At 71.8% G+C, this 25,672-nt stretch carries 21 protein-coding genes; 12 read left to right on the top strand and 9 right to left on the bottom strand.

Annotated features, from left to right (window positions below):
* Positions 1 to 35: 35 nt before the first annotated feature.
* Positions 36 to 815 carry a cache domain-containing protein gene (locus tag ACGF5O_RS44400; RefSeq protein WP_393815637.1) on the top strand — a complete coding sequence of 260 codons (780 nt, stop codon included), beginning with the start codon at positions 36 to 38 and terminating at the stop codon, positions 813 to 815.
* A 79-nt stretch (positions 816 to 894) separates the two neighbouring features.
* Here ACGF5O_RS44400 and ACGF5O_RS44395 read toward each other — a convergent pair whose 3' ends face one another.
* Positions 895 to 1,563 (bottom strand): hypothetical protein, encoded by a 669-nt coding sequence (locus ACGF5O_RS44395; protein WP_393815636.1) that lies wholly within the window; start codon positions 1,561 to 1,563, stop codon positions 895 to 897.
* Between the two features lie 250 nt (positions 1,564 to 1,813).
* Here ACGF5O_RS44395 and ACGF5O_RS44390 point away from each other — a divergent pair, with 250 nt between their 5' ends.
* Complete coding sequence (locus tag ACGF5O_RS44390) at positions 1,814 to 2,470, top strand: helix-turn-helix domain-containing protein (RefSeq protein WP_393815635.1); 657 nt, start codon at positions 1,814 to 1,816, stop codon at positions 2,468 to 2,470.
* An 88-nt stretch (positions 2,471 to 2,558) separates the two neighbouring features.
* Positions 2,559 to 3,122 (top strand): toxin-antitoxin system, toxin component, encoded by a 564-nt coding sequence (locus tag ACGF5O_RS44385; protein ID WP_393815682.1) that lies wholly within the window; start codon positions 2,559 to 2,561, stop codon positions 3,120 to 3,122.
* 49 nt (positions 3,123 to 3,171) lie between these two features.
* On the opposite strand, the gene ACGF5O_RS44380 is transcribed toward ACGF5O_RS44385, so the two are convergent.
* Positions 3,172 to 4,194, bottom strand: a complete 1,023-nt coding sequence (locus ACGF5O_RS44380) for an alpha/beta fold hydrolase (protein WP_393815634.1) — start codon at positions 4,192 to 4,194, stop codon at positions 3,172 to 3,174.
* A 243-nt stretch (positions 4,195 to 4,437) separates the two neighbouring features.
* On the opposite strand from ACGF5O_RS44380, the gene ACGF5O_RS44375 reads away from it, so the two are divergent.
* The gene (locus ACGF5O_RS44375) at positions 4,438 to 4,665 is read left to right on the top strand and encodes a hypothetical protein (protein WP_393815681.1); all 228 of its coding nucleotides are present in this window, start codon (positions 4,438 to 4,440) and stop codon (positions 4,663 to 4,665) included.
* A gap of 13 nt (positions 4,666 to 4,678) precedes the next feature.
* Here ACGF5O_RS44375 and ACGF5O_RS44370 read toward each other — a convergent pair whose 3' ends face one another.
* Positions 4,679 to 5,359: a 4'-phosphopantetheinyl transferase gene (locus tag ACGF5O_RS44370; protein WP_393815633.1), complete on the bottom strand. Its 681-nt coding sequence runs from the start codon at positions 5,357 to 5,359 to the stop codon at positions 4,679 to 4,681.
* On the bottom strand, positions 5,307 to 6,212 hold the full coding sequence (locus ACGF5O_RS44365; RefSeq protein WP_393815632.1) for a metallophosphoesterase family protein: 906 nt from the start codon (positions 6,210 to 6,212) through the stop codon (positions 5,307 to 5,309). Before ACGF5O_RS44365 ends, ACGF5O_RS44370 begins: the two co-directional genes overlap by 53 nt.
* Positions 6,213 to 6,557: 345 nt before the next feature.
* Between ACGF5O_RS44365 and ACGF5O_RS44360 the strand changes: the two genes are divergently transcribed.
* Positions 6,558 to 7,679, top strand: a complete 1,122-nt coding sequence (locus tag ACGF5O_RS44360) for an ATP-grasp domain-containing protein (RefSeq protein WP_393815631.1) — start codon at positions 6,558 to 6,560, stop codon at positions 7,677 to 7,679.
* Positions 7,680 to 7,902: 223 nt separating this feature from the next.
* Positions 7,903 to 9,582, top strand: coding sequence for a carbohydrate binding domain-containing protein (locus ACGF5O_RS44355; RefSeq protein ID WP_393815630.1), 1,680 nt, complete (start codon positions 7,903 to 7,905; stop codon positions 9,580 to 9,582).
* Positions 9,583 to 9,618: 36 nt separating this feature from the next.
* Here ACGF5O_RS44355 and ACGF5O_RS44350 read toward each other — a convergent pair whose 3' ends face one another.
* The 5 genes from ACGF5O_RS44350 to ACGF5O_RS44330 form a co-directional block, all read right to left on the bottom strand.
* Entirely contained in the window at positions 9,619 to 10,494 is an 876-nt protein-coding gene (locus ACGF5O_RS44350) for a sulfotransferase family protein (protein ID WP_393815629.1), read from the bottom strand.
* 191 nt (positions 10,495 to 10,685) lie between these two features.
* Complete coding sequence (locus ACGF5O_RS44345; RefSeq protein ID WP_393815628.1) at positions 10,686 to 11,936, bottom strand: alpha-L-fucosidase; 1,251 nt, start codon at positions 11,934 to 11,936, stop codon at positions 10,686 to 10,688.
* A 4-nt stretch (positions 11,937 to 11,940) separates the two neighbouring features.
* Positions 11,941 to 14,985, bottom strand: a complete 3,045-nt coding sequence (locus ACGF5O_RS44340; protein WP_393815627.1) for an alpha-mannosidase — start codon at positions 14,983 to 14,985, stop codon at positions 11,941 to 11,943.
* Between the two features lie 45 nt (positions 14,986 to 15,030).
* The gene (locus ACGF5O_RS44335; protein WP_393815626.1) at positions 15,031 to 16,368 is read right to left on the bottom strand and encodes a 6-phospho-beta-glucosidase; all 1,338 of its coding nucleotides are present in this window, start codon (positions 16,366 to 16,368) and stop codon (positions 15,031 to 15,033) included.
* Complete coding sequence (locus ACGF5O_RS44330) at positions 16,365 to 17,129, bottom strand: DeoR/GlpR family DNA-binding transcription regulator (protein ID WP_393815625.1); 765 nt, start codon at positions 17,127 to 17,129, stop codon at positions 16,365 to 16,367. The genes ACGF5O_RS44335 and ACGF5O_RS44330 overlap by 4 nt, the downstream gene beginning before the upstream one ends.
* 128 nt (positions 17,130 to 17,257) lie before the next feature.
* Here ACGF5O_RS44330 and ACGF5O_RS44325 point away from each other — a divergent pair, with 128 nt between their 5' ends.
* The 6 genes from ACGF5O_RS44325 to ACGF5O_RS44300 all read left to right on the top strand — a co-directional run bounded on the left by ACGF5O_RS44325 (position 17,258) and on the right by ACGF5O_RS44300 (position 25,609).
* Entirely contained in the window at positions 17,258 to 18,277 is a 1,020-nt protein-coding gene (locus ACGF5O_RS44325) for a carbohydrate kinase family protein (RefSeq protein WP_393815624.1), read from the top strand.
* 157 nt (positions 18,278 to 18,434) lie between these two features.
* Positions 18,435 to 19,712 (top strand): ABC transporter substrate-binding protein, encoded by a 1,278-nt coding sequence (locus ACGF5O_RS44320; protein WP_393815623.1) that lies wholly within the window; start codon positions 18,435 to 18,437, stop codon positions 19,710 to 19,712.
* A 34-nt stretch (positions 19,713 to 19,746) separates the two neighbouring features.
* Entirely contained in the window at positions 19,747 to 20,724 is a 978-nt protein-coding gene (locus ACGF5O_RS44315) for a carbohydrate ABC transporter permease (protein ID WP_393815680.1), read from the top strand.
* On the top strand, positions 20,691 to 21,614 hold the full coding sequence (locus ACGF5O_RS44310; RefSeq protein WP_393815679.1) for a carbohydrate ABC transporter permease: 924 nt from the start codon (positions 20,691 to 20,693) through the stop codon (positions 21,612 to 21,614). Before ACGF5O_RS44315 ends, ACGF5O_RS44310 begins: the two co-directional genes overlap by 34 nt.
* Before the next feature lie 138 nt (positions 21,615 to 21,752).
* Positions 21,753 to 22,670: an alkaline phosphatase family protein gene (locus ACGF5O_RS44305; protein ID WP_393815678.1), complete on the top strand. Its 918-nt coding sequence runs from the start codon at positions 21,753 to 21,755 to the stop codon at positions 22,668 to 22,670.
* Positions 22,667 to 25,609, top strand: coding sequence for a glycoside hydrolase family 2 TIM barrel-domain containing protein (locus ACGF5O_RS44300; RefSeq protein ID WP_393815622.1), 2,943 nt, complete (start codon positions 22,667 to 22,669; stop codon positions 25,607 to 25,609). The genes ACGF5O_RS44305 and ACGF5O_RS44300 overlap by 4 nt, the downstream gene beginning before the upstream one ends.
* Positions 25,610 to 25,672: the final 63 nt, after the last annotated feature.

Raw genomic sequence — 25,672 nt, 5'->3', positions numbered from 1 at the left:
CGCCGTACTCGCTCCCCCGTCCGCCGGAGGGCACCATGAGCCGCAGCACCGTCCCCTCCGGTCCGGCGGCGGCCACGCTCGACGCCGCCGAGGAGTACGTCGCCGCGCGGGTCGGGCACGCCCTGGAGGCGGTGTTCGACGCCGTGGCGGCCACCCGCGCCGACACGGCCGCGCTGCTCGCCCGGGTGGCCGCCGAGGACCGCCGGCCGGTGACAGCCGACCTCGCCGCGCTCCGTCCCGGGCTTCATCTGCGCCTGACCCGGCAGGAGTTGGTCTCGGGCGTCGGGTTCGTGGCCGCGCCCGGGGTGCTGGCCGACGTCCCGGCCTGGCTGGAGTGGTGGCAGAGCGACGCGTCCGGGGACGTACGGCCGCTCCTCCTCGACCTGGACCCGCGCACCTCGGCCTACTCCGACTACACGCACTGGGACTGGTTCGCGCTGCCCCGGGACACCGGGCGGCGGGCGGTGGCCGGGCCGTACGTGGACTACCTCTGCTCGGACGAGTACAGCCTCACGCTGTCGGCGCCGGTGGAGGTGGGCGGCCGGTTCCTGGGCGTGGCCGCCGCCGACGTGTACCTGCGGCACTTCGAGGCTGCCGCGCTGCCGCTGCTGCGCGAGCTGCCCGGACCCGCGCGGCTGGTCAACGCCCGCGGCCGGGTGGCGGCGTCGGCGGACCCGGCCCGGCTGGCAGGTTCGCTGGACCGGGGGCCGGACTTCGCGGCGGTGCTGGAGAGCGGCCGGCCGGGCGCGTTCGGCGGGCTGCGGCTCGTGCCGTGCCGGGGCGTGCCGCTGGTCCTGGTCGTGGCGGGCGGCTGAGGCGGGGACGAGCAGGGGCTGAGTCGACGCGGGCGTCCGGCCCGGCGCCGTCGGCGACCTGAACGCCGACGGTGCCGGGTCAGCCTTCGGGGGCCGGGACGACGGTCAGATGGGCACCCAGGCCGCCGGGCCGCCGGGAGCGGCGCGGGGCGGCGGGGCGGGGGACGGCGCGCAGCACCAGGGTGTAACGCGCGTAGCCCATGTCCTGAAGGGTCTTGGGGGTCTCGCCGACGACCCGGCACTCGGTGGCGCCCAGCCGCGGGTCCGGATGCAGCAGCGCCCGGACCGCTCCGTCGAGCTGCGCGCCGTCCTCGCCGACCGCGCGCAGCCAGTGCGGCAGCCCCTGCCGGAAGGCGGCCTCCATGATCGGGTCCTGGGCGATCTCCCGGCGGATCGCCTGGAGTTCGTGGTCGTGGCCGTACCGCTCCAGGGTGGTCTTGAACTGCGCCAGGAGCGGCAGGCACCAGCCCGCCTCGTGGCCGCCGAGGACCGCGCCGGCGTCCGGATGGAACAGGACGAAGCGCAGGAAGTTGTCGCCGGGCATCGCGGTGGGATGCGGGGCGACCGCCCGGAAAAGTGTCTCGAACGCGTCGTTGGCCAGCACCACGTCCCAGCGGTGGTCCACCACCAGGGACGGGAAGGGGACGGCGTCCAGCAGCAGCGCGTAGTCCTGGAGGTACGCCTGGGCCTCAAGGCTTTCGGGGACGGGCCGCGGCGCCGGCCGCCGCCCACCTGCCTGATATGCCATCGGGAGGTCACCCCTCTTGCCTATGCGGCCTTCTCGCGGCGATGTGATCCTGCTGCCCCACCCTGAGTCATGTCAACTATCGTGGCATTTCATGCCTGTTGACGTCCGAAATTGGCCACAGTTGTGGCGAGACCTGGATGTGAGTTCGAACGACCCGCTAATCTCCGGGGGGTTCGCGCGAGTGACGGAGATTTCCGGCACACCTTGTGAGAAGCCCGTGATTCCCCTGAGAGACGTAGGAGTTCTGTCGGTGACGGATGGCTACGAGGATCCGGACGCCACGGCGACCGCCCAGCTGCCGGCCGCCGTCGCCCGCGTCACCGCGCTCGCCGACCGGCTCGGCGTCCCGCACGCCGAGGTCCTCCACGTCGGACGGCTCTCCCACGCCTCAGGCGTTCCCGAGCCCGTGGTCCGGGCCCTGCTGACCGGCCGCCCGGCGGGCGAGCCCGACGTCCAGGCCCGCTTCCTGCAACGCCTCGACCTGCTGCGCCGCAGCCGGCTCAAGCCGAACGGCCGCAAGCACACCCAGCAGGAGATCGCCGACGGCGCGGGCATGTCCCGGCAGCAGGCCGGCGCCCTCATCAACGGTGACCGGCGGCCGACCATGGAGCACTGCGACGCCCTCCAGCGCTACTTCCGGGTGCACGCGGGGTTCCTCACCGCCGAGGACCCCGAGGCGCTCGCCGGTGCCCTCCAGCACGTCGAGCAGGAGCTGCTGCAGAAGCTGGCCGACCGGGAGCGGGCCGCGGCGGAGGCGGCCGAGGACCCGCTGGAGCGGCTGCTACAGGACCACGGGGTGCGCGGTATCGCCTGGCGGGCCGCCCAACTCCCCACCGACCAGCACCGGGACAAGGTCGCGGAATGGCTCGACATGCTCCTGGAGAGCGTCAAACGGCCCGCGTCGTGAGCCGGGAGTCGTAGGCCGACGGTTGTGAGCCGAGAGTCGTGAGCCGACAGTCGTGAGCCGAGGGAGGACAGTGGGCATCGGCAGGGACATGCGCCGGCTGAGCGGTGAGCTGGTCGGGGAACTGACCCTGTCCACCCCCGCCCCGCCGCAGGAGCTGTACCGGGCGCTGTGCGACGCGCTGGGCCGCCGCCGCGGCCGCCCCGTCCAGTTCCGTACGGCCGTCTTCCCGCCCGGCACGGCCAGCGGGCTCTGGCTCGACCTGGCCGACCGCGACCTGGTCGTCGTCGAGGAACGCACCGTGCCCGACCATCAGCTGGTGATCCTCGGCCACGAGCTGTGGCACATGCACGCCGAGCACTGCGGTCATGACATCGACGGGGTCGGGGTGGCCGCGCGGCTCCTCGACGCGGCCACCGGCACCGGTTCCGACGCGGGCGCCGAGGCCGACCGGGCCGCGCTCCAGGCCGCCGTCCAGCGGGTGGCCGCCCGCACCCGCTTCGACCGGGCCGAGGAGCGGGACGCGGAGACCTTCGGGCTGCTGCTGGCCAGCAAGTGCCGTACCCGGCTGGCGGGTTCGGCGCTGCGCGGGCCGGTGCGGCGGCACGACGTGGCGGGCCGCATCGAGGCGTCGCTGGGGTACCTGGGCAGGTGACACGCCCGGGTCGCGGGTCGGGCGGGAGAGATTCGGGGTGGGTGCCGGCTCAGGTGGCGCTGCGTTCGCTCGCCTCGCGCAGGTCCTGCTGCCCGGCCGGGCCGTGGCCGGTGCCGGGGCGGCCGTCGAGGAGCAGGGCGCGCCAGTGCTCACGGCTCCAGTCCGCGGGGGCGGTGCCGGCCGTGAACTCCTGGACCAGGGCGACGAAGCGGGCCGGGTCGGCGTGGAACGGGAAGTGCCCGGCGCCCTCGAAGATCTCCAGCCGGGCGCCGGGCATCGCCTCCAGGGCGCGGTGGGCGTGCCGGACCGGGACCACGCTGTCGCGGTCGCCCCACAGGAGCATGGTCGGCATGCCCTCGGTGAGATAGCAGCGGTCCAGCATGGTGACGACCTGGCCGCGCCAGTCGACGACCGCGCGCAGGGTGCGGACGAAGGCGTTGCGGGAGGTCTCGTCGGGGAGCGCGTCGACCAGGGTGAGCAGTTCCGGGGCGTCCTGGCCGAGGCCGGTGTCCAGCAGCCTCAGCAGGCGTACGGCCAGCCCCACTTGGAGCCGCATGCCGGGCAGCCGCAGCGCGGACAGCAGCAGATGGGCGCCGGGGAGCGAGACGAGCCGGAGCACCGGGTTGACCTCGCGGCCCACCCCGCCCGCGCTGACCAGGATGAGCCGCTCGGTGCGCTCGGGGAACTGGTAGGCGAACTGCATCGCGACGCCGCCGCCGAGCGAGTGCCCGACGAGGGTCGCGGACTCGATGCCCAGGGTGGTCAGCAGGTCCCGCACCCCGTTGGCGTAGGCGGCGACCGAGTAGTCGGCCCGCGGTTTGTCCGACTCGCCGTGGCCCAGCAGGTCGGGGGCGATCACGGTGTGGGTGCGGGCGAGGTCGGGGATGAGGCGTGCCCAGGTCGCCGAGGAGTCCCCGATGCCGTGGATGAGGACGAGGGCGGGTCCGTCACCGGCGACGCGGTAGGCGCGCCGGTAGCCGTGCACGACCCGGTGGCGCGCCTCCAGTTCGCCGTCGCCCACCGGGCGCAGGTGCGCTGCGCGCTGCGGACGGCTGGGCACCGCTTCTGCCACGGCTCGGCCTCCCCGCTGTCCCGGACCTGTCCCGGCCCGGCCGGAATCCCCTGCTTCCAGGGTAGGAGGCCTTTCCCCCAGGGCGTTTCGGTGAGGTTTCGCCTCGGCTAAGCGAGCGAACCGGAGCCCGGTACGGGGGCGTTGTCAGTGGCGACCGGCAAGCTGGGGGGTGCGCACCGCACACCCGGTGTGCCCGCGCCGTCCGGGCGCGTGACCACGACGACCGACGGGGAGAGCCGACCGATGCACACCGCCGTACTGACCGACCGTGAACGCGCCGCCGTCCAGGCCTATCTGCGGCTGCTGCACACCGTGCGCGCGGCCTTCGACGGGCCGCCCGACGCCCCGCGCCCCTTCGTGGTGCCGCCCGCCGTGCTCGCCGAGGCCGAGCAGGCCCTGGCCGGCGCCGGACTGACGGGCAACGAGGAGGCGTTCTTCCGGCTGCTGCACGACTGGTGCCCACCCACCTGACTCCGGCGGCGCGTCAGGGGTGCGGCACGACCACGGCCGAGGTGAGCATGCCGTGCCCCACGCTCCAGCGGCCCTCGAAGACCTCCAGGCGCCGCCCGCCGAGCACCGGTCCCGGGACCAGCAGGCGGGCGCGCAGGAGGCCGTGCGGCCGCTCACCGGGCTCCGGGACGAGCTCTATGTCGGCCTCCATGAAGTCCAGCCACTTCCCGGTGAGGGGGAACCACGCCTTGTAGACGGATTCCTTGGCGCTGAACAGCAGCCGGTCCCAGTGCACGCCGGGCCGTTCGGCCGCGAGCAGACCGAGCCGCTCCCGCTCGGCGGGCAGCAGCACGGCCTCGGCGACGCCCTCGGGGAGCGCGGCGTGCGGTTCCGCGTCGATGCCGAGGGAGGCCAGGTCGGTGGCGCGGACCAGCGCGGCGGCGCAGTAGCCCTCGCAGTGGGTCATGCTGCCGACCAGCCCGTCCGGCCATTGCGGGGCGCCGCGCGCGCCGCTCACGACGGGCTGCGGCGGGACCCCGAGCTTCTCCATGGCGCTGCGGGCGCAGGCGCGGACGGCGGCGAACTCGCGGCGGCGCTTGGGCACGGCGCGGGCGACCAGCGCCGCCTCCTCGGGGTAGAGCGGGGCCTCGCGGATCGACTCGTCACCGAGCATCTCCACGGCCACCACCGACTCCGGGAGCAGCTCCTCGATCACCGGTTCCGACCTCCATCGGCAGAATGCGGCGCAGCCTGCCCGGGTCCCCGGACCGCTTGCGCCATTCGCGGGGGTATCCCACGGAGACCTCTTCGAAGCGGACCCCGTCGAGCCAGGTGGTCCGGGGGATGTGCAGATGGCCGTAGACCATGGTGGCGACGCGGAACCGGCGGTGCCAGTCCGCGGTCCGGGTGGTGCCGCACCACATGGCGAACTCCGGGTACCAGAGCACGTCCATGGGGTGCCGGTCCAGCGGGTAGTGCCCGGCCAGCACGGTGGGCAGTTCCCCGGGCAGTTCGGCGAGCCTGCGCTCGGTCTCCTCCACCCGGGCCCGGCACCAGTCCTCGCGGGTCGGGTAGGGGTCGGGGTGCAGCAGGAACTCGTCGTTGCAGACGATGCCGGTGCCGTGCGCGTAGGCGAGGCCCTCCTCCTTGGTGGCGCAGCCGGCCGGCAGGAAGGAGTAGTCGTACAGCAGGAACAGCGGTGCCACGACGGCCGGGCCGCCCGGGCCCTCCCAGACCGGGTAGGGGTCCTCGGGGGTGAGCACGCCCAGTTCGCGGCAGAGGCCGACGAGGTGCTCGTAGCGGGCGACTCCGCGCAGGGTGACCGGGTCCTTGGGGTGGGTCCACAGGTCGTGGTTGCCGGGCGCCCACAGGACCTTGCGGAAGCGGCCGGCCAGGGTCTCCAGCACCCAGCGGATGTCCGCGACGGTCTCCGCGACGTCACCGGCGACGATCAGCCAGTCCTCGTCCGTCTCCGGACGCATCTTCTCGACGAGCTCGCGGTTCTCCGGGTACGAGATGTGCAGGTCGCTGATGGCCAGCAACTGCCCGGCACCGGCCGTGGACTCCACCGCGCACCCCTTCCGATCATGTCGTCGGACCCCACCACAACACACTTCGGGGGCCGGGAACAAGGGCACCCCGCCGGGCGCCGCACCGGGATCGGGGCGGGGTTCGGAGCGAGGGTCGGGGCCGTCAAGGAAACCGGCGCGGACGATGCAGGAAAACGCGCGTGGACAGTACGGGGAAATCCGTAACACTCGCGTTGCACGCGGGGCCCCTTGAAAGCCGTATGATCCCCCCAACACCACCGCCACGAACGCCCCTTCGCCCAGGGCGGTTTGGTGTCCCTCCAACCACCCTGCCCGGGCACGGGCCCGCTGAGCCCTGCCCGAAAACCCCGAAAGGCGGCTTTAATGCGCTCTCGCGTACGCGTCTGGCTCAACCGCACGTACGCGGAGAACGTGTTCTTCATGGATCAGCTGCGGAGAAATCCCAGCGACCGGGCGGTCGAGATCCATGCGACGCACGGTGACGCCGACTCCCCCGTGCTGGCCGCCGCCGACACCGCCGACCTGGAGCCGGAGGGCCTGTCCCCGGCCGCGTACGTCGAGTACGCCCTCGACCAGTGCCAGCGCCGTGGCATCGATGTCTTCGTGCCCCGGCTGCACCAGTCGGCGATCGTGGCGCACCGGGCCGACTTCGAGGCGATCGGCACGGCCCTGCTGGCGCCGACGCCGGAGGCGACCGCCGTCTTCGAGGACAAGGCGACCGCGTACGAGGCGGTGAGCTCGGTGGGCGTGGCCGTGCCGCCGTGGTCGCGGGTCCGCACGGCGGACGAACTGGTCGCCGCGGTCGAGGAGTTGGAGGCCGACGGGCACAAGGCCTGCTTCAAGCCGGCCGCCGGTGCGGGTGGCGTGGGTTTCCGGGTGATCACGCGCGCCCCCTTCTCGCTCTTTCACCTCAGCGGGTTCCCCGGCCCGTACGTCCAGCTCGACCTGGTCGTGGACGCGCTGCGCCGCGCCGACCAGCCGGTGGACTGGCTGGTGATGCCCCGTCTGGAGGAGCCGGAGGTCTCCGTCGACTGCCTCACCGGGCCGGACAACCGGCTCCGGATGGCCGTGGGCCGCACCAAGAAAGGGCGTCGACGCGGGTTCACCCTCGACGACCAGTGGCTGAAGCCTGCGCGGATCATCGCCGAGGGGTTCGGGCTGCACTACCTGTCCAACATCCAGTTCCGGATGTACGGCGACCAGCCGGTGCTGCTCGACGTGAACACGCGGCCGGCGGGCGGGCTGCACCAGCTGTCGCTGTGCGGGGTCAACGCGCCTTGGGCGGCTGTGCAGTTGGCGCTGGGCGAGGACCCCGGGGTGATCGAGCCGCCGTTCCTGGGGCAGGACTACGCGGTGGTGTCCGGGCCGAAGCCCGTGCTTCCGTCAGTTCCCGTGCAGCGGGAGGATGCCGACGTGGTGTTGGCGCCGGCGTTGCCCGTGGAAGTGGAGTCGGTCGACGCCGCGGCTGCGGTGCTGCCGCTCTAGGTTGTCGGCGGGTGCGGCGCCGTCGTGGTTGCTCGCGCCCACGCGGCGGAGCCGTATATCAAACACAGCCCCGCGCCCCTTTCGGGGCGCGTCTCGTCTCGCCGGTATGGACCAATTCACGTTCGTCTTCTTGACAGGGGGATTGGTCCAGACCAAATTTGTTGCGCACATCCTTGCACCTTCGTGCAACTCCCGAACACCCCCATTCCTTCAGGGAGATCGCGTGCGCAACTCGCTCAGACGTTCCAGACGTCGGATATTCGCCCTGCTCGGGTCCGCCGCTCTCGCGCTCGCCGGGGCTATCGCGCTGCCCGGTACCGCGCAGGCGGCCAACATCCTGTCCAACCCCGGCTTCGAGTCGGGGAGCCTCTCGCCGTGGTCCTGCTCCGGGAACCTCGGCTCGGTCGTGTCCTCCCCCGTGCACGGCGGCTCGAAGGCGCTCGCGGGGGCCGCGAGCGCCAGTGACACCGCCCAGTGCACGCAGACCGTCGCGGTGCAGCCCAACACCACCTACTCGCTCAGCGGCTGGGTGCGCGGCTCGTACGTCTACCTCGGGGTGACCGGGGGCGCGTCCACCTGGACGACCTCGGCGTCCCAGTACAGCCAGCTGACGGTCTCCTTCACCACCGGGGCCTCGCAGACCAGCGCCCAGATCTACCTGCACGGGTGGTACGCCCAGGGGACGTACTACGCCGACGACATCAGCCTCGACGGGCCCGGCGGCGGCTCCGACACCCAGGCGCCCACCGCGCCGGCGAACCTGACCTCCACCGGGAAGACCTCGTCGAGCGTGTCCCTGTCGTGGTCGGCCGCGACGGACAACGTCGGGGTGGCGGCGTACGACGTCTACCGCGGGTCGACCCTGGCGACGAGCGTCTCCGGGACCTCCGCCACGGTGAGCGGGCTGTCGGCCAGTACGGCGTACACGTTCACGGTGAAGGCGCGGGACGCGGCCGGGAACGTGTCGGCGGCCTCCAACTCCGTCTCCGTGACGACGAGCGCGGGCAGCGGCGGCGGGACCGGCTTCAAGCAGGCCGCGCCCTACCTCTACGAGGGCTGGGGCGACCCGCCGAACCCGTCGACCGTGATGAACGCGACCGGTATCAAGAACTTCACCATGGCCTTCGTGCTGGACTCGGGCGGCTGCAACCCGGCCTGGGACGGCAGCCGGGCGCTGACCGGGGGCGTCGACCAGACCGCGATCAACCAGATCCGGGCGGCCGGCGGTGACGTCACCCCGTCCTTCGGCGGCTGGCAGGGCAGCAAGCTCGGCGCCAACTGCTCCTCGGCGAGCGCGCTGGCCGGGGCGATCCAGAAGGTGATCAGCGCCTACGGTCTCAAATCCGTCGACATGGACATCGAGAACACCGACGAGTTCGAGAACGAGGCCGTGCAGGCGAGGATCCTGACGGCCCTGAAGACGGTCAAGGCAAACAACCCCGGCCTGAAGACGATCGTCACGTTCGGCACGTCCACCACCGGGCCGACGTACTACGGCAACCGGCTGATCGAGCAGGCCCAGTCGATCGGCGCCGACATCGACGTCTTCACGATCATGCCGTTCGACTTCGGCGGCGGCTCCGACATGTACGGCAACACCGTGGCCGCGGCCGAGGGGCTGAAGACCAAGCTGAAGTCCACGTTCGGCTGGGACGACGCGACGGCCTACGCCCACATCGGGATCTCCGGCATGAACGGCCTGTCCGACCAGCAGGAGAACACCACTCCGGCGATCTGGACGCAGATCCGTGACTGGGGGAACTCGCACCACATCGCCCGGCTCGCGTTCTGGGCGGCGAACCGGGACCGCGGCTGCGCGGGCGGCGGCGTGGTGAGCAACTGCTCCGGCATCAGCCAGAGCGACTGGCAGTTCACCTCGATCACGGCCGGCTTCACCGGCTGAGCATCGGGACCGGCCGCTACCGAGGCGTGGGGATGCCTAGACCGGGTATCCCCACGCCTTCGCTATCTCGGCGAGGCGGGGCGGGAGCTCGGCGGCCGGGTCGGCCTGGCGGGCGGCCTGGATCCTGCCGGACTTGATCTCCTTGCTCCAGTCGCCGAGCTTCGGCCGGAACGTGCCGTGGTCCTGCTTGCCGTAGTCGAGCATGCCGCTCTCCCACGGGACGCCCAGGTACGCGCACAGGTCGCGGGTGACCCGCTCCGGGTCGGCGGTGAGGTCCTCGTACGTGATGACGTGGGCGCCGGTGAGGTTCTGGCGGGCCTCTTCGAGCTTCTCCGCGTAGCTCAGCACCTCGGCGCGGATCGCCTCGTGGTCGGGGTCGGCGCGGCGGCTGGTCAGGGACTGGATGACGGCGCCCGGGTGGCGCAGCAGCAGGATGAACCGGGCCTCGGGCCAACATCGGTGCAGCCGGGGCCAGATGAGGGTGTTCGGCGGCGTCTTGTCGACGATGACGTCCTTGCCGCTGCGGCTGAGCTCCAGGTGCAGCACCCGGTCCCACAGCACGTGCTCCAGCTCCTCGCGGTCGAGGGCGAGCTCCTTCATGGCGTCCGCGGTGAACTCCCGGGACATGCGGACGTGGACCGTGCGCAGGTGCATCTCGTGCGGGGCGCGGATGCGGCTGTGGCTGTTCAGCAGGACCCGCAGCAGCGTGGAGCCGGAGCGCACCGAGGAGAGCACGAAGGCCGGGGACTCCACCAGGCGCGGGGCGAGCGGCGCCGTGAAGTCGGGAGCGGCCTGCTGCGGCCGCTCGGCGGGGCGCTGGGTCGGGATGGCGTCCAGGGTCTTGCGCGGCGGGCTCACCGCCTGTGCCATGAGCCGGCCCCGGCGCTTGAGCCCCTTGGCGATCGCTGACATTCGCGGGTCTCGCACGGTGATGCCTTTCTGTCGTCCCTGCCGTCCCGCATCCCAGGGGTGTCAGGCGAACTCAAGGTGTCCAAGAGGGAAACCAACAGGGTCACGGCGGCCCGAAAAGCCGCCGTGACCTGCTGGTTTACCGTTCTCTTAATTCTTCATATGAGAAATCCGGACTTCGGACCCGAACCGGGTCAGAAGCGGCCGGATCCCCGGTACAGCTCCAGCTCCCCGTCCAGCTCGACGGCGAGGACGGTGGCGTACGGGTCGAGGTCGGCCGCGGCCGGCGGGTCGATCCACAGCACGCCGACCGCCTCGTGCAGCCCGCCGACCACCCGGTGGCCGAGCTCGGTGCCGGTGCCGAGCACGGTGACCCTGTTCACCTTGGCCGCCAGGCCCCGGACGCCGATCTCGGCGCGCGGGACGTCGAACAGGGTGAGGTAGAGGGTGCGCCGGTCGGCGGAGAGGGTGCTCGGGCCGTAGTGGTGCCCGGCCGGCAGGCCGCGCCCGGTCCCGTACACCGCCTCCGCGTGCCTGCGGATCCACTCCCCCAGCCCCTCCAGGCGCTCCACCTGCGGCTGCGGGATGGTGCCGTCCTCCATGGGACCGACGTCGAGGAGCAGGTTGCCGCCGCCCCCGATGGTCTCGGTGAAGTAGCGGATCAGCTGGGAGAGGGACTTGTGGTTGTGGTCGTGGTGCTGGTACCCCCACGAGTCGTTGATCGTCAGGCACAGCTCCCACGGCCCGTCCGGCGGCACGACGGGGGCGCCCTGCTCGGGCGTCGCGTAGTCGCCCTCGCTCAGCATCCGCGCGTTGAAGACGACGTGCGGGACGTACGACCGGATCAGCGCGGCGAGTTCGGGGATCCGCCACTGCTCCTCGCTGCGGTCCCACTCCCCGTCGAACCACATCAGGTCCGGCCGGAAGCGGGAGGCCAGCTCCGTCATCTGGCCGTCCCGGTAGGCGATGAAGCGTTCCCAGGCGGCCAGGTCCTCGTGCTCGGCGGCCACCTCCGAGTAGCGGTTGTCCTCCAGCTCCGGCGGGCGGCCCGGCTTGCGCGTGGAGGCGTAGTCGGGGTGGTTCCAGTCGGAGTGCGAGTAGTAGAGGCCGACCTTCAGCCCCTTCTCGCGCAGGGCCCCGGCGTACGGGCCGAGGTAGTCCTTGCCCAGGTTGAGGTCGCCGTACGCCGTGTCCCAGAGGGCGACACCGTCGTGGTGACGGCTGGTGAGCACGGCGTACTTCGCGCCGGCGCGGGCGAACAGGTCCGCCCACGCCTTCGGGTCGTACTCGGCGCCGGTGAAGCGGTCCAGCTGGGACATGTACCGCTCGTGCGGCACGATGTCGTCGTAGAAGGACCAGGACTCCTGGACCCCGTCCACGGCGTAGATGCCCCAGTGCACGAAGATCCCCAGCTTGGCGTCGGTGAACCAGGGTTGCATGGCCATCCGGTCAGCTCCTGCGCAGGCGGAGGGTGAGGATCTGGAAGGGGCGCAGCGCCACGGAGACGGTGTCACCGTCGGTGGAGGCGTCCTCCAGGGGACGCTCCAGGAGGTCGGTGACCCGGGCGCCGGCCAGCGGGAAGCCGGTGCGCAGGACGCCCTGGGCACGGCCGCCCCGGGACTCGTAGAGCCGGACCACGACATCGCCGGAGCCGTCGTCCGCGAGCTTGACGGCCTCGACGGTGACGCCGTCGCCGTCCACCGAGACGACCGGCTGCGGCTCGCCTGCCGCGTCGGCCACCCGCAGCGGGAGGTTGAGCGCGTAGCCCTCGGCGACGGCGTCCCCGATGGTGGCGCCCGGCAGCAGCGAGTACGTGATGCGGTGGCGGCCCTGGTCGGCGCCCGGGTCCGGGATGCGCGGGGCGCGCACCAGGGAGAGCCGGACCGTGGTGGTCGTACCGCCGTCCTCGCGGACCGTGCGGGAGACGTCGTGGCCGTACGTCGAGTCGTTGATGACGGCGACGCCGTAGCCGGGCTCCCCGACGTGCACCCAGCGGTGGCCGGAGACCTCGAAGCGGGCCGCCTCCCAGCTGGTGTTGGTGTGCGTGGGCCGCTGGACGTGGCCGAACTGGATCTCGGCGGAGGAGTGCGCGGCGCGGATGTCCACCGGGAAGCCGGCCTTGAGGAACTTCTCGGCCTCGTGCCAGTCGATGTCGGTCTCGAAGTCGATCCGGGGGCTGCCGGCCCGGACGGTGACCGTCTGGGTGATCGTCGAGCCGTTGCCGAACGGGCGGGTGATCCGGACCGAGCCGAGCAGCGGGTCCGCGTCGGCGACCGTGATCTCCGAGGGGTCCAGGAGGTCGGTGTAGCGGTTCTTGTAGTGCTTGTCGACGTCCCAGGCGTCCCAGTAGTTCGGGAGGTCGGTGTGCAGGCGGAGCAGGTTGCCCTGGCCCGCGAGGACCTCGCGCCCGGCTCGGTGGTCGTACACCGACGACAGGGTGCCGTCCTCGGCGATCTCCACCCGGACGAGTCCGTTGTCGAGGACGCGGCCCTCGACGGTCACCGGCCGCGGGGCCTCGGCGGCGGCCGTCAGCGGGGCGCTGCCGCTCGCGGGGACCTCGACGTACACAGGGGTGCCCGCGGCGTCCCGGACGACCTCGGCGCGGCCGTAGGGGCTGGTGTTGAAGACGCGGGCGGTGCCGCCGCCCAGGGCGGTGACCGCCTCGCCGGTGAGCGCCTCCAGTTCCTCGGCGACGCGGGCGTACTCGGCCTCGGCCTCGCGGTGCACCCAGGCGATCGAGGAGCCCGGCAGGATGTCGTGGAACTGGTGGAGCAGGACCGTCTTCCAGAGACGGTCGAGCTTCTCGTGCGGGTAGCGGTAGCCGGGCGCGTGCAGGGCGGCCGTGGTCGCCCACAGCTCGGCCTCGCGGAGCTTGTGCTCGCTGCGCCGGTTGCCCTGCTTGGTGCGGGCCTGCGAGGTGTAGGTGGCGCGGTGCAGCTCCAGGTAGAGCTCGCCGACCCAGACCGGGGCGTCCTCGTACTCGGCGCGGGCCTTGGCGAAGAACGCGTCCGGGTGCTCGACCTCGACCTTCGCGGAGCCCTCCAGGTCCTTCAGGCGGCGGGCCCGCTCCATGATCTCGCGGGTGGGACCGCCACCGCCGTCGCCCCAGCCGAACGGGGCCAGCGAGCGGGTGGCGCCGCCCTTCTCGGCGTAGTTGCGGACCGCGCGGGACATCTCCTCGCCGCTGAAGCGGGCGTTGTAGGTGTCGACGGGCGGGAAGTGCGTGAAGATACGGGTGCCGTCGATGCCCTCCCACCAGAAGGTGTGGTGGGGGAACTTGTTGGTCTGGTTCCAGGAGATCTTCTGGGTGAGGAACCAGTCGTTGCCGGCGAGCTTGGCGATCTGCGGGTAGGCCGCGTTGTAGCCGAAGGAGTCCGGCAGCCACACGCCCTTGGTCTCGACCCCGAAGTGCTCCATGAAGAACCGCTTGCCGTGCACGAACTGGCGGGCGACCGCCTCGCCGCCGGGCAGGTTGCCGTCGGACTCCACCCACATGCCGCCGACCGGCGCCCACTGGCCCTTCTTGACCGACTCCTGGATCCGGGCCCAGACCTGCGGGTAGTTGTCGCGCACCCACTCGTACTGCTGGGCCTGCGAGCAGGCGAAGACGAACTCGTCGTACTCCTCGGCGAGCGAGGTGACGTTGGAGAAGGTGCGGGAGGTCTTGCGCTTGGTCTCGCGGATCGGCCAGAGCCAGGCCGAGTCGATGTGCGCGTGGCCGACGCCGGAGATGATGTGCGCGCTGGCGTGCGCGGGCTTGGAGAGCGCCGGCTTCAGGGCCTCGCGGACCGCGGCGGCCGAGCCGGAGACGTCGTCCAGGTCGAGCAGGTCCATCGCGCGGTCGAGGGCGTGCGCGATCTCGTGCCGGCGCGGGTCGTGCTCGCCGAGCTCCAGCATCAGCTCGCGCAGCACCTGGATGTCCAGGTCGAGGTGCCAGACGTCCTCGTCGAGGACGGCGATGTCGGCGCGCTTGAAGGTGTAGAGCGGCTTGTCGCCCGCCGTCAGGACGTCGCCGAGCGGCGTCGGGGCCTCGAAGTTGTTGGCCAGGATGTCGGGGTTGGAGGCGGCCTCGACCAGGTAGTCGATCACCTCGCCGCCGGTCGCCGGGTTCGCGATCCGCACGTACTGGTTGAGCGGGTTGACCGCCTTCAGCGGGGTCCCGTCGGCGAGGTGGACCAGGGCCTCGGCCTGGTTGCCCGGCCAGTCGCCGACGAAGCCGAGGTCGATGACGGCCTCGACGCGGCGGCCCGCGAACTCCTCGGGGACCCGGCCGTGCATCCGGAACCAGGTGGTGCCCCAGGGCGGGCCCCACGGGGTGTCCATCGCGAACGGCTCGTAGGCGGCGGCCGCGGCCTCCTCGAAGGGCACCGGCTCCCCGGGGGCCTGCCAGGCGGACACCTCGAAGGGGACGGTGGCCGCGTAGACCGCGGGCTTGATGCGCTGGTTCTGGAGGCGCTCTACGCGCTCCTCGATCCGGCGGCGTTCGTCGTGCATGGAAGTCTCCAGAAGAAGGATGGAAAGCGCTTTCCGAGCGGCTGACTACTTAAGATACGCGAGGCCCGGGTGGACCTCGGCGTACCCCTCGACCAGCCGGCGGGCCACGTTCACCGAGTCGACCAGCGGGTGCAGCGCGAACGCCTTCACGGCCGTCGTACGGGAGCCGGACTCGGCCGCGGCGAGCACCTCGCGCTCGACCGCCTTGACCGCGCAGACCAGGCCGGTGGCGTGGTCGGGCAGCGGGGCGACGGCGACGGGGTGGGCGCCGTTGGCGTCGACCAGGCAGGGCACCTCGATGACGGCCTCGCCGTCGAGCACCGAGAGGGTGGAGCGGTTGCGGACGTTGAGGATCAGGGTGGTGCGCTCGTCGCGGGCGATGGCCCGCATCAGGGCGAGGGCGACCTTCTCGTAGCCGCCGGAGAGGTCGTCGGCGTCGCGTTCGCCGGCGCCGGCCGTCTCCCGGTTCTCGGCCATGTAGGTGGCCTCGCGCTCGGCGCGGGTGCGGTCCCAGACGTCCAGGGCCTTCGAACCCGGGGCGGCGACCGCCTCGTAGAAGTGCGCCTGCTGGTCGCGCAGGAACGCGCCGCGGGTCTTCTCGGCCTGCTGGTAGGCGCGGACGGCCTCGCGGTTGAAGTAGTAGTAGTGCAGGTACTCGTTCGGGATCGCGCCCAGGGACTGGAGCCAGTCGACGCCGAAGAGCTTGCCCTCCTCGAAGGAGCCGAGCAGGTCGGGGTCGGCGAGCAGGCGCGGGAGCTCGTCGCGGCCCTCGATGTGCAGGCCGCGGACCCAGCCGAGGTGGTTGAGACCGACGTAGTCGATCCAGGCCTCCTTCGGGTTCCCGCCGAGCACCCGGGCGATCCGGCGGCCGAGCCCCACCGGGGAGTCGCAGATGCCGATGACCCGGTCGCCGAGGTGCCGGGACATGGCCTCGGTGACCAGGCCCGCGGGGTTGGTGAAGTTGATGACCCAGGCGTCGGGGGCGAGCCGGGCCACCCGCCGGGCGATGTCGACGGCGACGGGCACGGTCCGCAGGCCGTAGGCGATGCCGCCCGCGCCGACCGTCTCCTGGCCGAGGACGCCCTCGGCGAGGGCCACCCGCTCGTCGTTCGCCCTGCCCTCCAGGCCGCCGACCCGGATCGCCGAGAAGACGAAGTCGGCGCCGGTGATGGCCTCGTCCAGGTCGGTCGTGGCGGTCACGGCGGGGGCGTCCGGGACGCCCGCCGCCTGTTCGGCCAGGACCCGGGCGACCGCGGACAGCCGGCCGGCGTCGAGATCGTGCAGCACGACCTCGGTGACCCGCCCCTCGGCCCGGTCCGTCATCAGTGCGCCGTACACGAGCGGCACGCGGAACCCGCCGCCGCCCAGAATCGTCAGTTTCACGTTTGAGCCTTTCCTGCCAGGACCACCTCGACACCGGCCTCCTCCAGGGCGGCTCGGGTCGCCGGGTCCACCGGCGCGTTGGTCACCACCATGTCCAGGTCCCCGGGACCGCAGACCTTCGCCATGCCCGTGCCCGGGAACTTGGCGGTATCGGCGAGCAGCACGACCTTGTCGCTCGCCCCGATCATGGCGCGCTTGACCGGCACCTCCACGACCGTCGTGTCCATCACCTGCCCGCCGGGCCGCACCCCGCTGGTGCCGAGGAACAGCCAGTCGGCGTGCAGCTGGCGCAGGTTGTCCTCGGTGAGGAACCCGACCAGGGAGCGGTACTCGCGCCTGAGCATGCCGCCGAGCAGCACCAGTTCGATGCCCTCGTCGTCGGCGAGCTCCTCGTAGACCACCAGGTTGCTGGTGATCACGGTGAGGCGGCGGCCGTGCAGCTGGCGGGCGAGCCGGAAGGCCGTGGTGCCGATGTCGAGCAGCACCGACTGGCCGTCCTTGACCAGCGCCGCCGCGCACGCGGCTATCGCGTCCTTCTCGGCCACCCGCACCTCGGCGACCTCGGCGAAGGGCTGGTCGCCCTCCTCGACGACGGCGCCGCCGTGGACACGTGTGAGCAGCCCGTCCTCCTCCAGCTTGACCAGGTCGCGCCGGATGGTGGCCGGACTCACGCTCAACTGCTCGGAGAGGTCGGTCACAGAGGCGGGGCCACCGGCGCGCAGGGCCCGCAGGATGAGTTGGTGTCGTCGTTCTGCCAGCACGCGGCGAACACTACTCGTCATCTTCAATCAAATCCATGCTCAGTTCTGCTCGGGTATTGACCAATCTCTCCGAGCAGCGCACGATTCCCGTCATCGAAAATGACGAGTTTTGACGAGAGGCTGCGCACGTGGACGACGACAGGCCCGATGTGCTGCTGACCGGGCTGCTCTTCTACGACCTCGTCCTCACGGGGCTCGGCAAGCCGCCGACGCCGGGCGAGGAGATCTGGACGGCCGGCATGGGCTGCGGCCCCGGCGGCATCGCGAACCTCGCGGTGGCCGCGTCCCGCTTCGGCCTGCGCACCTCGCTGGCCACGGTCTTCGGTGACGACTTCTACGGCGAGTACTGCCGGGACGTCCTGTGCGACCAGGAGGACATCGACCTCTCGCTCTCCCGCACCGCGGACGGCTGGCCCACCCCCGTCACCGTCTCGCTCGCCGCAGGCCACGACCGGGCCCTCGTCACGCACGGCCAGGAACCCCCGTACTCGCAGGACACGCTGATGGGCGACCCGCCCGAGGCGCGCACCGCGCTCGTGCACATCGAGGCCGAGCCCCGCGAGTGGATCGCCAAGGCGGCCGCCAACGGCACCCACGTCTACGCAGACGTCGGCTGGGACCCCACCCAGGAGTGGTCCCGCGACCTCCTCGACCAGCTCGCCCTGTGCCACGCCTTCCTCCCGAACGAGACCGAGGCGATGGCCTACACCCGCACCGACAGCGCGGTCGCGGCCCTCGGTACGCTCGCCGAGCTGGTGCCGGTGGCGGTCGTCACCCGGGGCGGGGACGGCGCGGTCGCCGTCGACCAGACCACCGGCGAGTACGCCGAGGTCCCGGCCCTCGACGTCGGCGTCCTGGACGCCACGGGCGCCGGGGACGTGTTCGGGGCGAGCTTCGTCACCGCCTCCCTGGGCGGCTGGCCGCTGGCCGAGCGGCTGCGGTTCGCGGTCCTCGCGGCCGGGCTCTCCGTACAGCACCACGGCGGCGCCCTCGCGGCCCCCGGCTGGTACGGCGTCGACCGCTGGTGGCGCTCACTGACCGATCCCGAACTGAAGAAGACCTACGGCTTCCTCGCCGACCGCCTGCCGGCGGACGTGGGCCCCCCGGTGCGGCACGCCCCGGTCACCCCGCCCGCCCGGCACACCTGACCCGCACCCGCCCGCAGTCCGACGGCCTCGCGGCCCCAAAGCCCCACAGCACGACACCCAACGCCCCACAGCCCCACAGCCCCACAGCCCCACAGCCCCCACGATCCACAGCACCAACGCCCCTCAGTACCACGAACAGGAACAACAGGAGTGACCCGTGGACCTTTCACGTAGAGGCTTCCTCCAGGCCGCCGCACTCACCGCGGCCGCGTCCGGCCTGACCGTCGCATGCGGCGGCTCCGGATCGGGCGGTACCAAGAACGGCAAGAACCTCACCCTGTGGTACTGGGGCGGTGCGCTCAGCGACAAGGTGGTCGCGGAGGCGAAGACCCACTTCAGCGGTTCGGTCAAGCTGACCGCCTCGTCCATCGGCGGCGACTTCAAGCAGAAGCTCACCACCACCCTCGCCGCGGGCGGCTCCTCCGTGCCCGACATCACCGGCATCAAGGGCGAGGACATAGCCTCCTTCCTGCCCAACGCCTCCCGCTTCCTCGACCTGAACGACCTGGGCTTCAAGAAGCTCTCCTCGCAGTACCTGGGCTGGAAGACCAAGCTCGCCCAGACCTCCGACGGCAAGCAGATCGGCTTCCCGATCGACATCGGCCCCACCGCGCTCTTCTACCGCGAGGACCTGTTCGCCAAGGCCGGCGTGGCCACCGACCCCGACAAGGTCGCCGCCCTGGTCACGACCTGGGAGGACTACTTCACGCTCGGCACCGAGCTGCAGAAGAAGAACCCCGGCACCTTCCTGGTCAACAACATCGGCTCCGTCTTCAACATCGTGGTCGGCCAGGGCACCCAGCGGTTCATCGACAAGAACAACCACTTCATCGGTGACAAGGACCACATCCGCAGCGCGTGGACCACGGCCGTCCGCCCGTACACCCTGGGCATCGACGCCAAGATCAACGACAACAGCTGGAACGCAGCCGTCGGCAAGAACCTGCTCACCGAGCTCGGCGCGGCCTGGCACGCGCTGGACATCGAGCAGGCCGCGCCGCAGACCAAGGGCAAGTGGCGGGTCTGCGCGAACCCGGTCGGACCGTCCAACCAGGGCGGCTCCTACCTGGCGCTGCCCAGGCAGTGCCGGAACCCCGAGGAAGCCTTCAAGATCATCAGCTGGATCCTCAGCCCCGCCAACGACGCCCGCGGTTTCACCGACGCCGCCATCTTCCCGGCCGCCCCGGCCGCGTACGCCATGCCGGCCATGACGGGCCCGGACGCCTTCTTCGGCGGGCAGAAGATCATCGAGGTCTTCGGCCCGGCCGCCAAGGCCGTCCCGAACAGCTACGAGGCGCCGGCCGACGCGGCCGTCATGGCCCCGTACATGACGGAGCTGACCAACATCGAGGCCAAGGGCAAGAAGCCCGACGACGCCTGGAACGACGCGGTCAGCCAGGCCAAGCAGATCGCCCGGCGGCAGGGGGTGAACTGAGGTGACATCCCCTCCGGTGACCGGTCCCGCCGCGGTGCCCGAACACCGCGGCGGGCCGGGCCCGGCCCGGTTCCGCCCACGGCGCGCCACGCCCGCGGGCACCACCGCACGGCCCAAGCGGCGCGGCCCGCTGGCGTACTGGCGCCAGTACCTGGCGATCTCGCCGTTCTACCTGATCTTCGCCGCGTTCTCGTTCTTCCCGGTCTTCTACTCGCTGTACCTGGCCTTCCAGCGCTGGGACGGCCTCGGCGACATGCAGTTCGTGGGCCTGCAGCAGTTCAGGTTCCTGTGGTCGGACCCGGTCTTCTGGCTGTCGATCCGCAACACCCTGGTGATCTGGGTGCTGTCCACCGTGCCCACCCTGCTGGGCGCCCTGGTGCTGGCCACGCTGCTGCACTCGGTGCGCCGCTTCAAGGGCTTCTACCGGATCGCCCTCTACGTGCCGAACGTCACCTCGATCGTGGCTGTGGCGATCTTCTTCGGCGCGGTGTTCAGCAACAACTTCGGCCTGGTCAACGCGATTCTGGGCACGGTCGGCATCTCGCCGGTGCCGTGGCTGAGCAACCCGTGGCTGATCAAGGTGGTCATCTCGCTGCTGATGACCTGGATGTGGACCGGCTACAACATGATCATCTACCTGGCCGGTCTCCAGGCGATCCCGACCTCGATCTACGAGGCGGCGAAGATGGACGGCGCCGGCCCGGTCCGCACGTTCTTCCAGATCACCGTCCCGATCATGCGGCCGATCATCCTGTTCACCGTCATCATCTCGACGATCAACGGTCTGCAGAGCTTCAGCGAGCCCCAGGTCCTGTTCGCCAGCAACGCCGCCAACGCGAACCTCGGCGGCCCGGGACAGGCCGGTCTGACCACGCTGCTGTACTTCTACCAGTCGGCCTTCCTCAACAACGACTACGGCTACGGCGCCGCCATCGTGTGGGCCTTCTTCCTGCTGATCATCGTCCTCGTCGCCGTCAACTGGCGCATCACCCAACGAGGGAGGAAGCCGTGACCACAGCCGACACCACGGCCGTCACGAAAGCCGACCCGGCGCGGCCGGCCCCGCGCCCGCGGCGGCTGCGCCGCCCCAAGGGCCTGACCGCGCACATCATCCTCATGGCGGCCGTCCTGCTCTCGGTCTTCCCGTTCGTGTGGACGATCGTCATGGCGACCAACACCACCCAGGACATCTACAAGAGCCCGCCGAAGTTCACCTTCGGCTCCCACCTGCTGGAGAACATCCGGCATGTGCTGAACACCATCGATTTCTTCGGGTCGATGCTCAACACGGTCATCGTCGCGACCGTCACCACCGTCCTGGTGCTCTTCATCGACTCGCTGGCGGCCTTCACCTTCGCCAAGTTCGACTTCCCCGGCCGCAAGGTGCTCTTCGGCACGCTGCTGCTGTTCATGATGCTGCCGCTGCAGCTGGCGATCCTGCCGCAGTTCATCCTCATGTCGAACATCGGCTGGGTCGGCATGCTCAAGGCGCTGGTCCCGCCCGCCCTGGCCAACGCCTTCGGCATCTTCTGGCTGCGCCAGTACATCGAGAACGGCGTGCCCGACGAACTCCTCGACGCCGCGCGCATCGACGGCGCCGGGTTCTTCCGCCAGTACTGGAACATCGCGCTGCCGATGATCCGGCCCGCGCTGTCCTTCCTCGCCATCTACGCCTTCGTCGGGGCCTGGAACGACTACGTCTGGCCGCTCATCGTGCTCACCAACCCCGACCACGTGACGCTCCAGGTGGAGCTGGCCCAGCTCAACGTCGGCCACACCACCGACTACAGCATGGTCATGGCCGGGGTCCTGATGGCGTCGCTCCCGCTGGTGCTGGTCTTCGCCGTCTTCGCCCGCGGCTTCATCGCGGGCGCCACCGAGGGCGCGGTACAGGGCACCTGACCCGCGCGGGACGGACCGGCCCGCGCGGCACGCGCAGGACAGAGGAGGGATCCGGTGACGGACACCGACGCCGAGCGGACGCGGGCAGCGGAGGGCAAGGGGCCCTCCGCCCGCCTGCCGTTCGCCCGGCGCCGTGCCGTGCCAGGCGGCCGGGACGGCACCCCCCGGGACAAGGTGCTCGTGGTCGGCATGGACGGGCTGCGGAACGACCGGCTGGTCCGCTCCGCGGCCCACGCCCCCGTCCTGCACGGCCTGCTGGCCCGGGGCGCCCACGGCACCAGCCTGCTGCCGTACGGCGAGGCCGACGGCCAGGCCGAGGGCGGGCCGTGGACGAGCATGGCCTACACCGACTCCGGGCCCGGCTGGTCCAGCGTGCTGACCGGGGTGTGGCCCGACCGGCACGGGGTCACCGGCAACGACTTCGCGGGCGCCGACTACACCCGCTACCCCGACTTCCTCAGCCGGGCCGGCGCCGCCCGCCCCGGTCTGCGCACCGCCGCCGTGGTCTCCTGGCCGGAGCTGGTCCACCGCGGCACCCTCGGCCCCGCCGTCGGCCGGCGGGTGCATCACGACGGCGAGACCGACGGCTACGCGACCGCGGACGACCTCGTCGCGCGCACCGCCGTCCGCTGGCTCACCGAACACGACCCGGACCTGCTCTTCGTGTACTTCGGCGGCACCGACGAGGCCGCCCACGCCACCGGCCCGCTCTCCGCCGCCTACGACGCCGCCCTGCTCGCCCAGGACGCCCACCTCGGGCGGCTGCTCACGGCGGTCGACGCCCGCGGCTCCGGCGAGCGGTGGACCGTGCTGGTCACCACCGACCACGGGCACCTCGACACCGGCGGCCACGGCGGCGACACCCGCGCCGAGCGCGAGGTCTTCGTCGTCCTCGCCGAGCCCGGCACGCCCGCCGGCACCCGGCTCGACTCGCCCCGGCTCGTCGACATCGCCCCCACCGTCCTGGACCGGCTCGGCATCCCCGTCGACCCGGACTGGGGCCTGGCCGGGCGGGTCCTGCCCAGCCCCACCCCACCGACTTCGGAATGGTCATGACCGACGAACTTCCCACCGACCCGCTGTTCGCCCTCCGCCCCTGGGAGGCACCCGAGCTGACCTCCTGGGGCCGGCTCCCCATGAACGCCGTCGACCGGCGCACCGGAGCGCTCCCCCTGGACGGCGACTGGCGTTTCCAGTTGCTGCCGGCTCCGGACGCGCCGGTCGGCGGCTCCTGGGCCACGGCGCACGTCCCCGGCGCCTGGACCGTGCAGGACACCGACGACCTGCCGCAGTACACGAACGTCACCATGCCGTTCCGCGAGTTCCCGCCGGCCTCCCCCGCCGCCAACCCGACCGGGGTCTACGAGCGTGAGCTGGACGTCCCCGCGGAGTGGGCCGGGCGCCGGATCGTGCTCCAGGTCGGCGCGGCCGAGAGCGTGCTCCTGGTGCACGTCGACGGACGGCCCGTCGGCGTCTCCAAGGACTCGCACCTGGCGGCCGAGTTCGACCTGACCGACGCGGTCCGCCCCGGCGCGCGGTCGGTCCTCAGGCTCACCGTCGTCAAGTGGTCGGACGCCACGCACGTCGAGGACCAGGACCACTGGTGGCACGGCGGGATCACCCGGTCGGTGCTGCTGTACGCGACCGACCCGTTCCGGCTCGCGGACGTGACCGTGCGGGCGCGACGGGACGGCGAGCTGCGGGTGGACTGCCAGGTGCGGAACGCGGCGGGCGACCGGGCGCTGCCCGAGGGCTGGTACGTCACCGGGGACCTCGACGGCGAACCCCTCGCGCAGGACGCCGAGTTCGACCGGCTCAACACCGAGGACGACCGGGTCTCCGACTTCCTCGGCGAGGCCCGCATCCGCGCCACCGTGCCCGAGGTGCGCACCTGGAACGCGGAGCAGCCCGAGCTGTACGGGCTGACCGTCCGGCTGCACCGCGCCGACGGCACGGTCGCCGACACGTCGTACCACCGCGTCGGCTTCCGGGACGTCGAGATCACCGGCCGGGACCTGCTCGTCAACGGCGAGCGGGTGTTCATCCGGGGCGTCAACCGGCACGACTTCCACCCGCTGACCGGGCGGACGGTGTCGTACGACGACATGCGCGCCGACCTGGCGGTGCTGAAGCGGTTCGGGTTCAACGCGATCCGCACCTCGCACTACCCGAACGACCCGGCGCTGTACGACCTCGCCGACGAACTGGGCTTCTACGTCGTCGACGAGGCGGACATCGAGTCCCACGACCACGCCCACGAGATCGCCGACGACCCGCGCTACCTGAACGCCTTCGTGGACCGGGTCTCGCGCATGGTGCTGCGCGACAAGAACCACCCCTCGATCATCATCTGGTCGCTGGGCAACGAGTCCGACTACGGGGCGAACCACGACGCGGCGGCGGGCTGGGTGCGGCGGCACGACCCGACCCGGCCGATCCAGTACGAGGGGGCCGCCAAACTCGGCTGGGCGGATCCGGACGTGGCCTCCGACATCGCCTGCCCGATGTACGCGGCGCTGGAGGACTGTGTCGCCCACGCCCTGTCCGGGGAGCAGACGAAACCGCTGATCCAGTGCGAGTACTCCCACGCGATGGGCAACAGCAACGGCACGCTGGCCGACCACTGGGCCGCCATCGAGTCCACTCCGGGTCTTCAGGGCGGGTTCATCTGGGAGTTCTGGGACCACGGAATTCTCCAGCGGGTGAGCGACGGAAGACCGGCCGGGCGCACGGGCGCCGGACTGTACGACAACGGTGTCGCCGCGCCCGGCCACCGCTGGGCGTACGGCGGCGACTTCGGCGAGGCCCTGCACGACGGGGCGTTCGTCGCGGACGGCATCGTCTTCCCCGACCGCACCCCGAAGCCCGCGATGTACGAGCACCGGGAGATCGCGGCGCCGGTCCGCATCCGGTGCTTCCGGCACGAGGGCATCGTGCTCGCCAACCACCAGCACTTCCGGGGCTTCGACTGGCTCGCCGGTACCTGGGAGCTGGCGCTTGCCGACGGCCGTACCCTGACCGGCCCGGCCGAGCTGCCCGAGCTGTGCCCCGGCGAGACGGCGGCCGTACCGCTGCCGTTCGAGGTGCCGGCGGACGGCGGCGAGGCGTGGCTGACGCTGCGGGTGACGGTCGCCGAGGACCAGGCGTGGGCGCCGGCCGGTACGGAGGTCTGCACGCCGCAGATCCGGCTCCGGGCGGCGGACCCGCTCGGGCCGCCGGTGCCGGCGGGCCCGGCCGTCGAGGTGGACGGCGAGGGGCTGCTGCTGCATCCGCTGCTGGCCGCCGCGCCGGCGCTGTCGCTGTGGCGGGCGCCCACCGACAACGACGAACTGGGCGGGATGGCGCTGCGCTGGCGCGCCTGGGGCCTGGACCAGCTGGTCCGCAAGGTGGTCTCGGTACGCCGCGACGGCGCCCGGGTGAGCGTGCTCGCGGAGTACGCCGGCACGGTCGGGGTGGTACGGCACCGGCAGGAGTTCACGCCGGTCGAGGGCGGGGTCCGGATCGACGAGTCGGCCGAGCTGCCCAAGGAGTTCGCGGACGTGGCCCGGGTCGGCTCGGTCTTCGAGACGGTGGCCGGGCTCGATCTGCTGGAGTGGTTCGGTCAGGGTCCCTGGGAGTCGTACCCCGACCGTGCCGCCGGAGCCCCGGTCGGCCATCACTCCCTGCCGGTGGACGCGTTGTTCACCCCGTATCTGCGGCCCCAGGAGAGCGGCGGCCGGCACGGCGTACGGCGGTTCACGCTGTCGGCGCCGGACGCCACCGGACTCGCGGTCGAGCTGGACGAACCCCGCCAGGTCTCCGTCAGCCGCTACCGCGCCGAGGACCTCACCGCCGTCACCCACCACGACGAACTCGTGCCGCGGGCCGGCTGCGTGGTCCACGTCGACGCCGCGCACCGGGGCCTCGGCACGGCATCGTGCGGTCCCGACACCTTCCCGTCCTACCTCGTCGCACCGGGCCTCCACCGCTGGAGCTGGACCCTGCGCGTGCTCTGAGAACCGTCTGCCGAGATCCGTCTGCCGAGATCCCCCCACGCCCTTCGCCGTCACTTCCGCATA

Origin of the sequence: Streptomyces sp. NPDC048291 (assembly GCF_043201715.1) — a bacterium.
Classification (GTDB): Bacteria; Actinomycetota; Actinomycetes; order Streptomycetales; family Streptomycetaceae; genus Streptomyces.
Note: the sequence above shows the minus strand (reverse complement) of the source record. Positions and strands in the feature narration are given on the sequence as shown.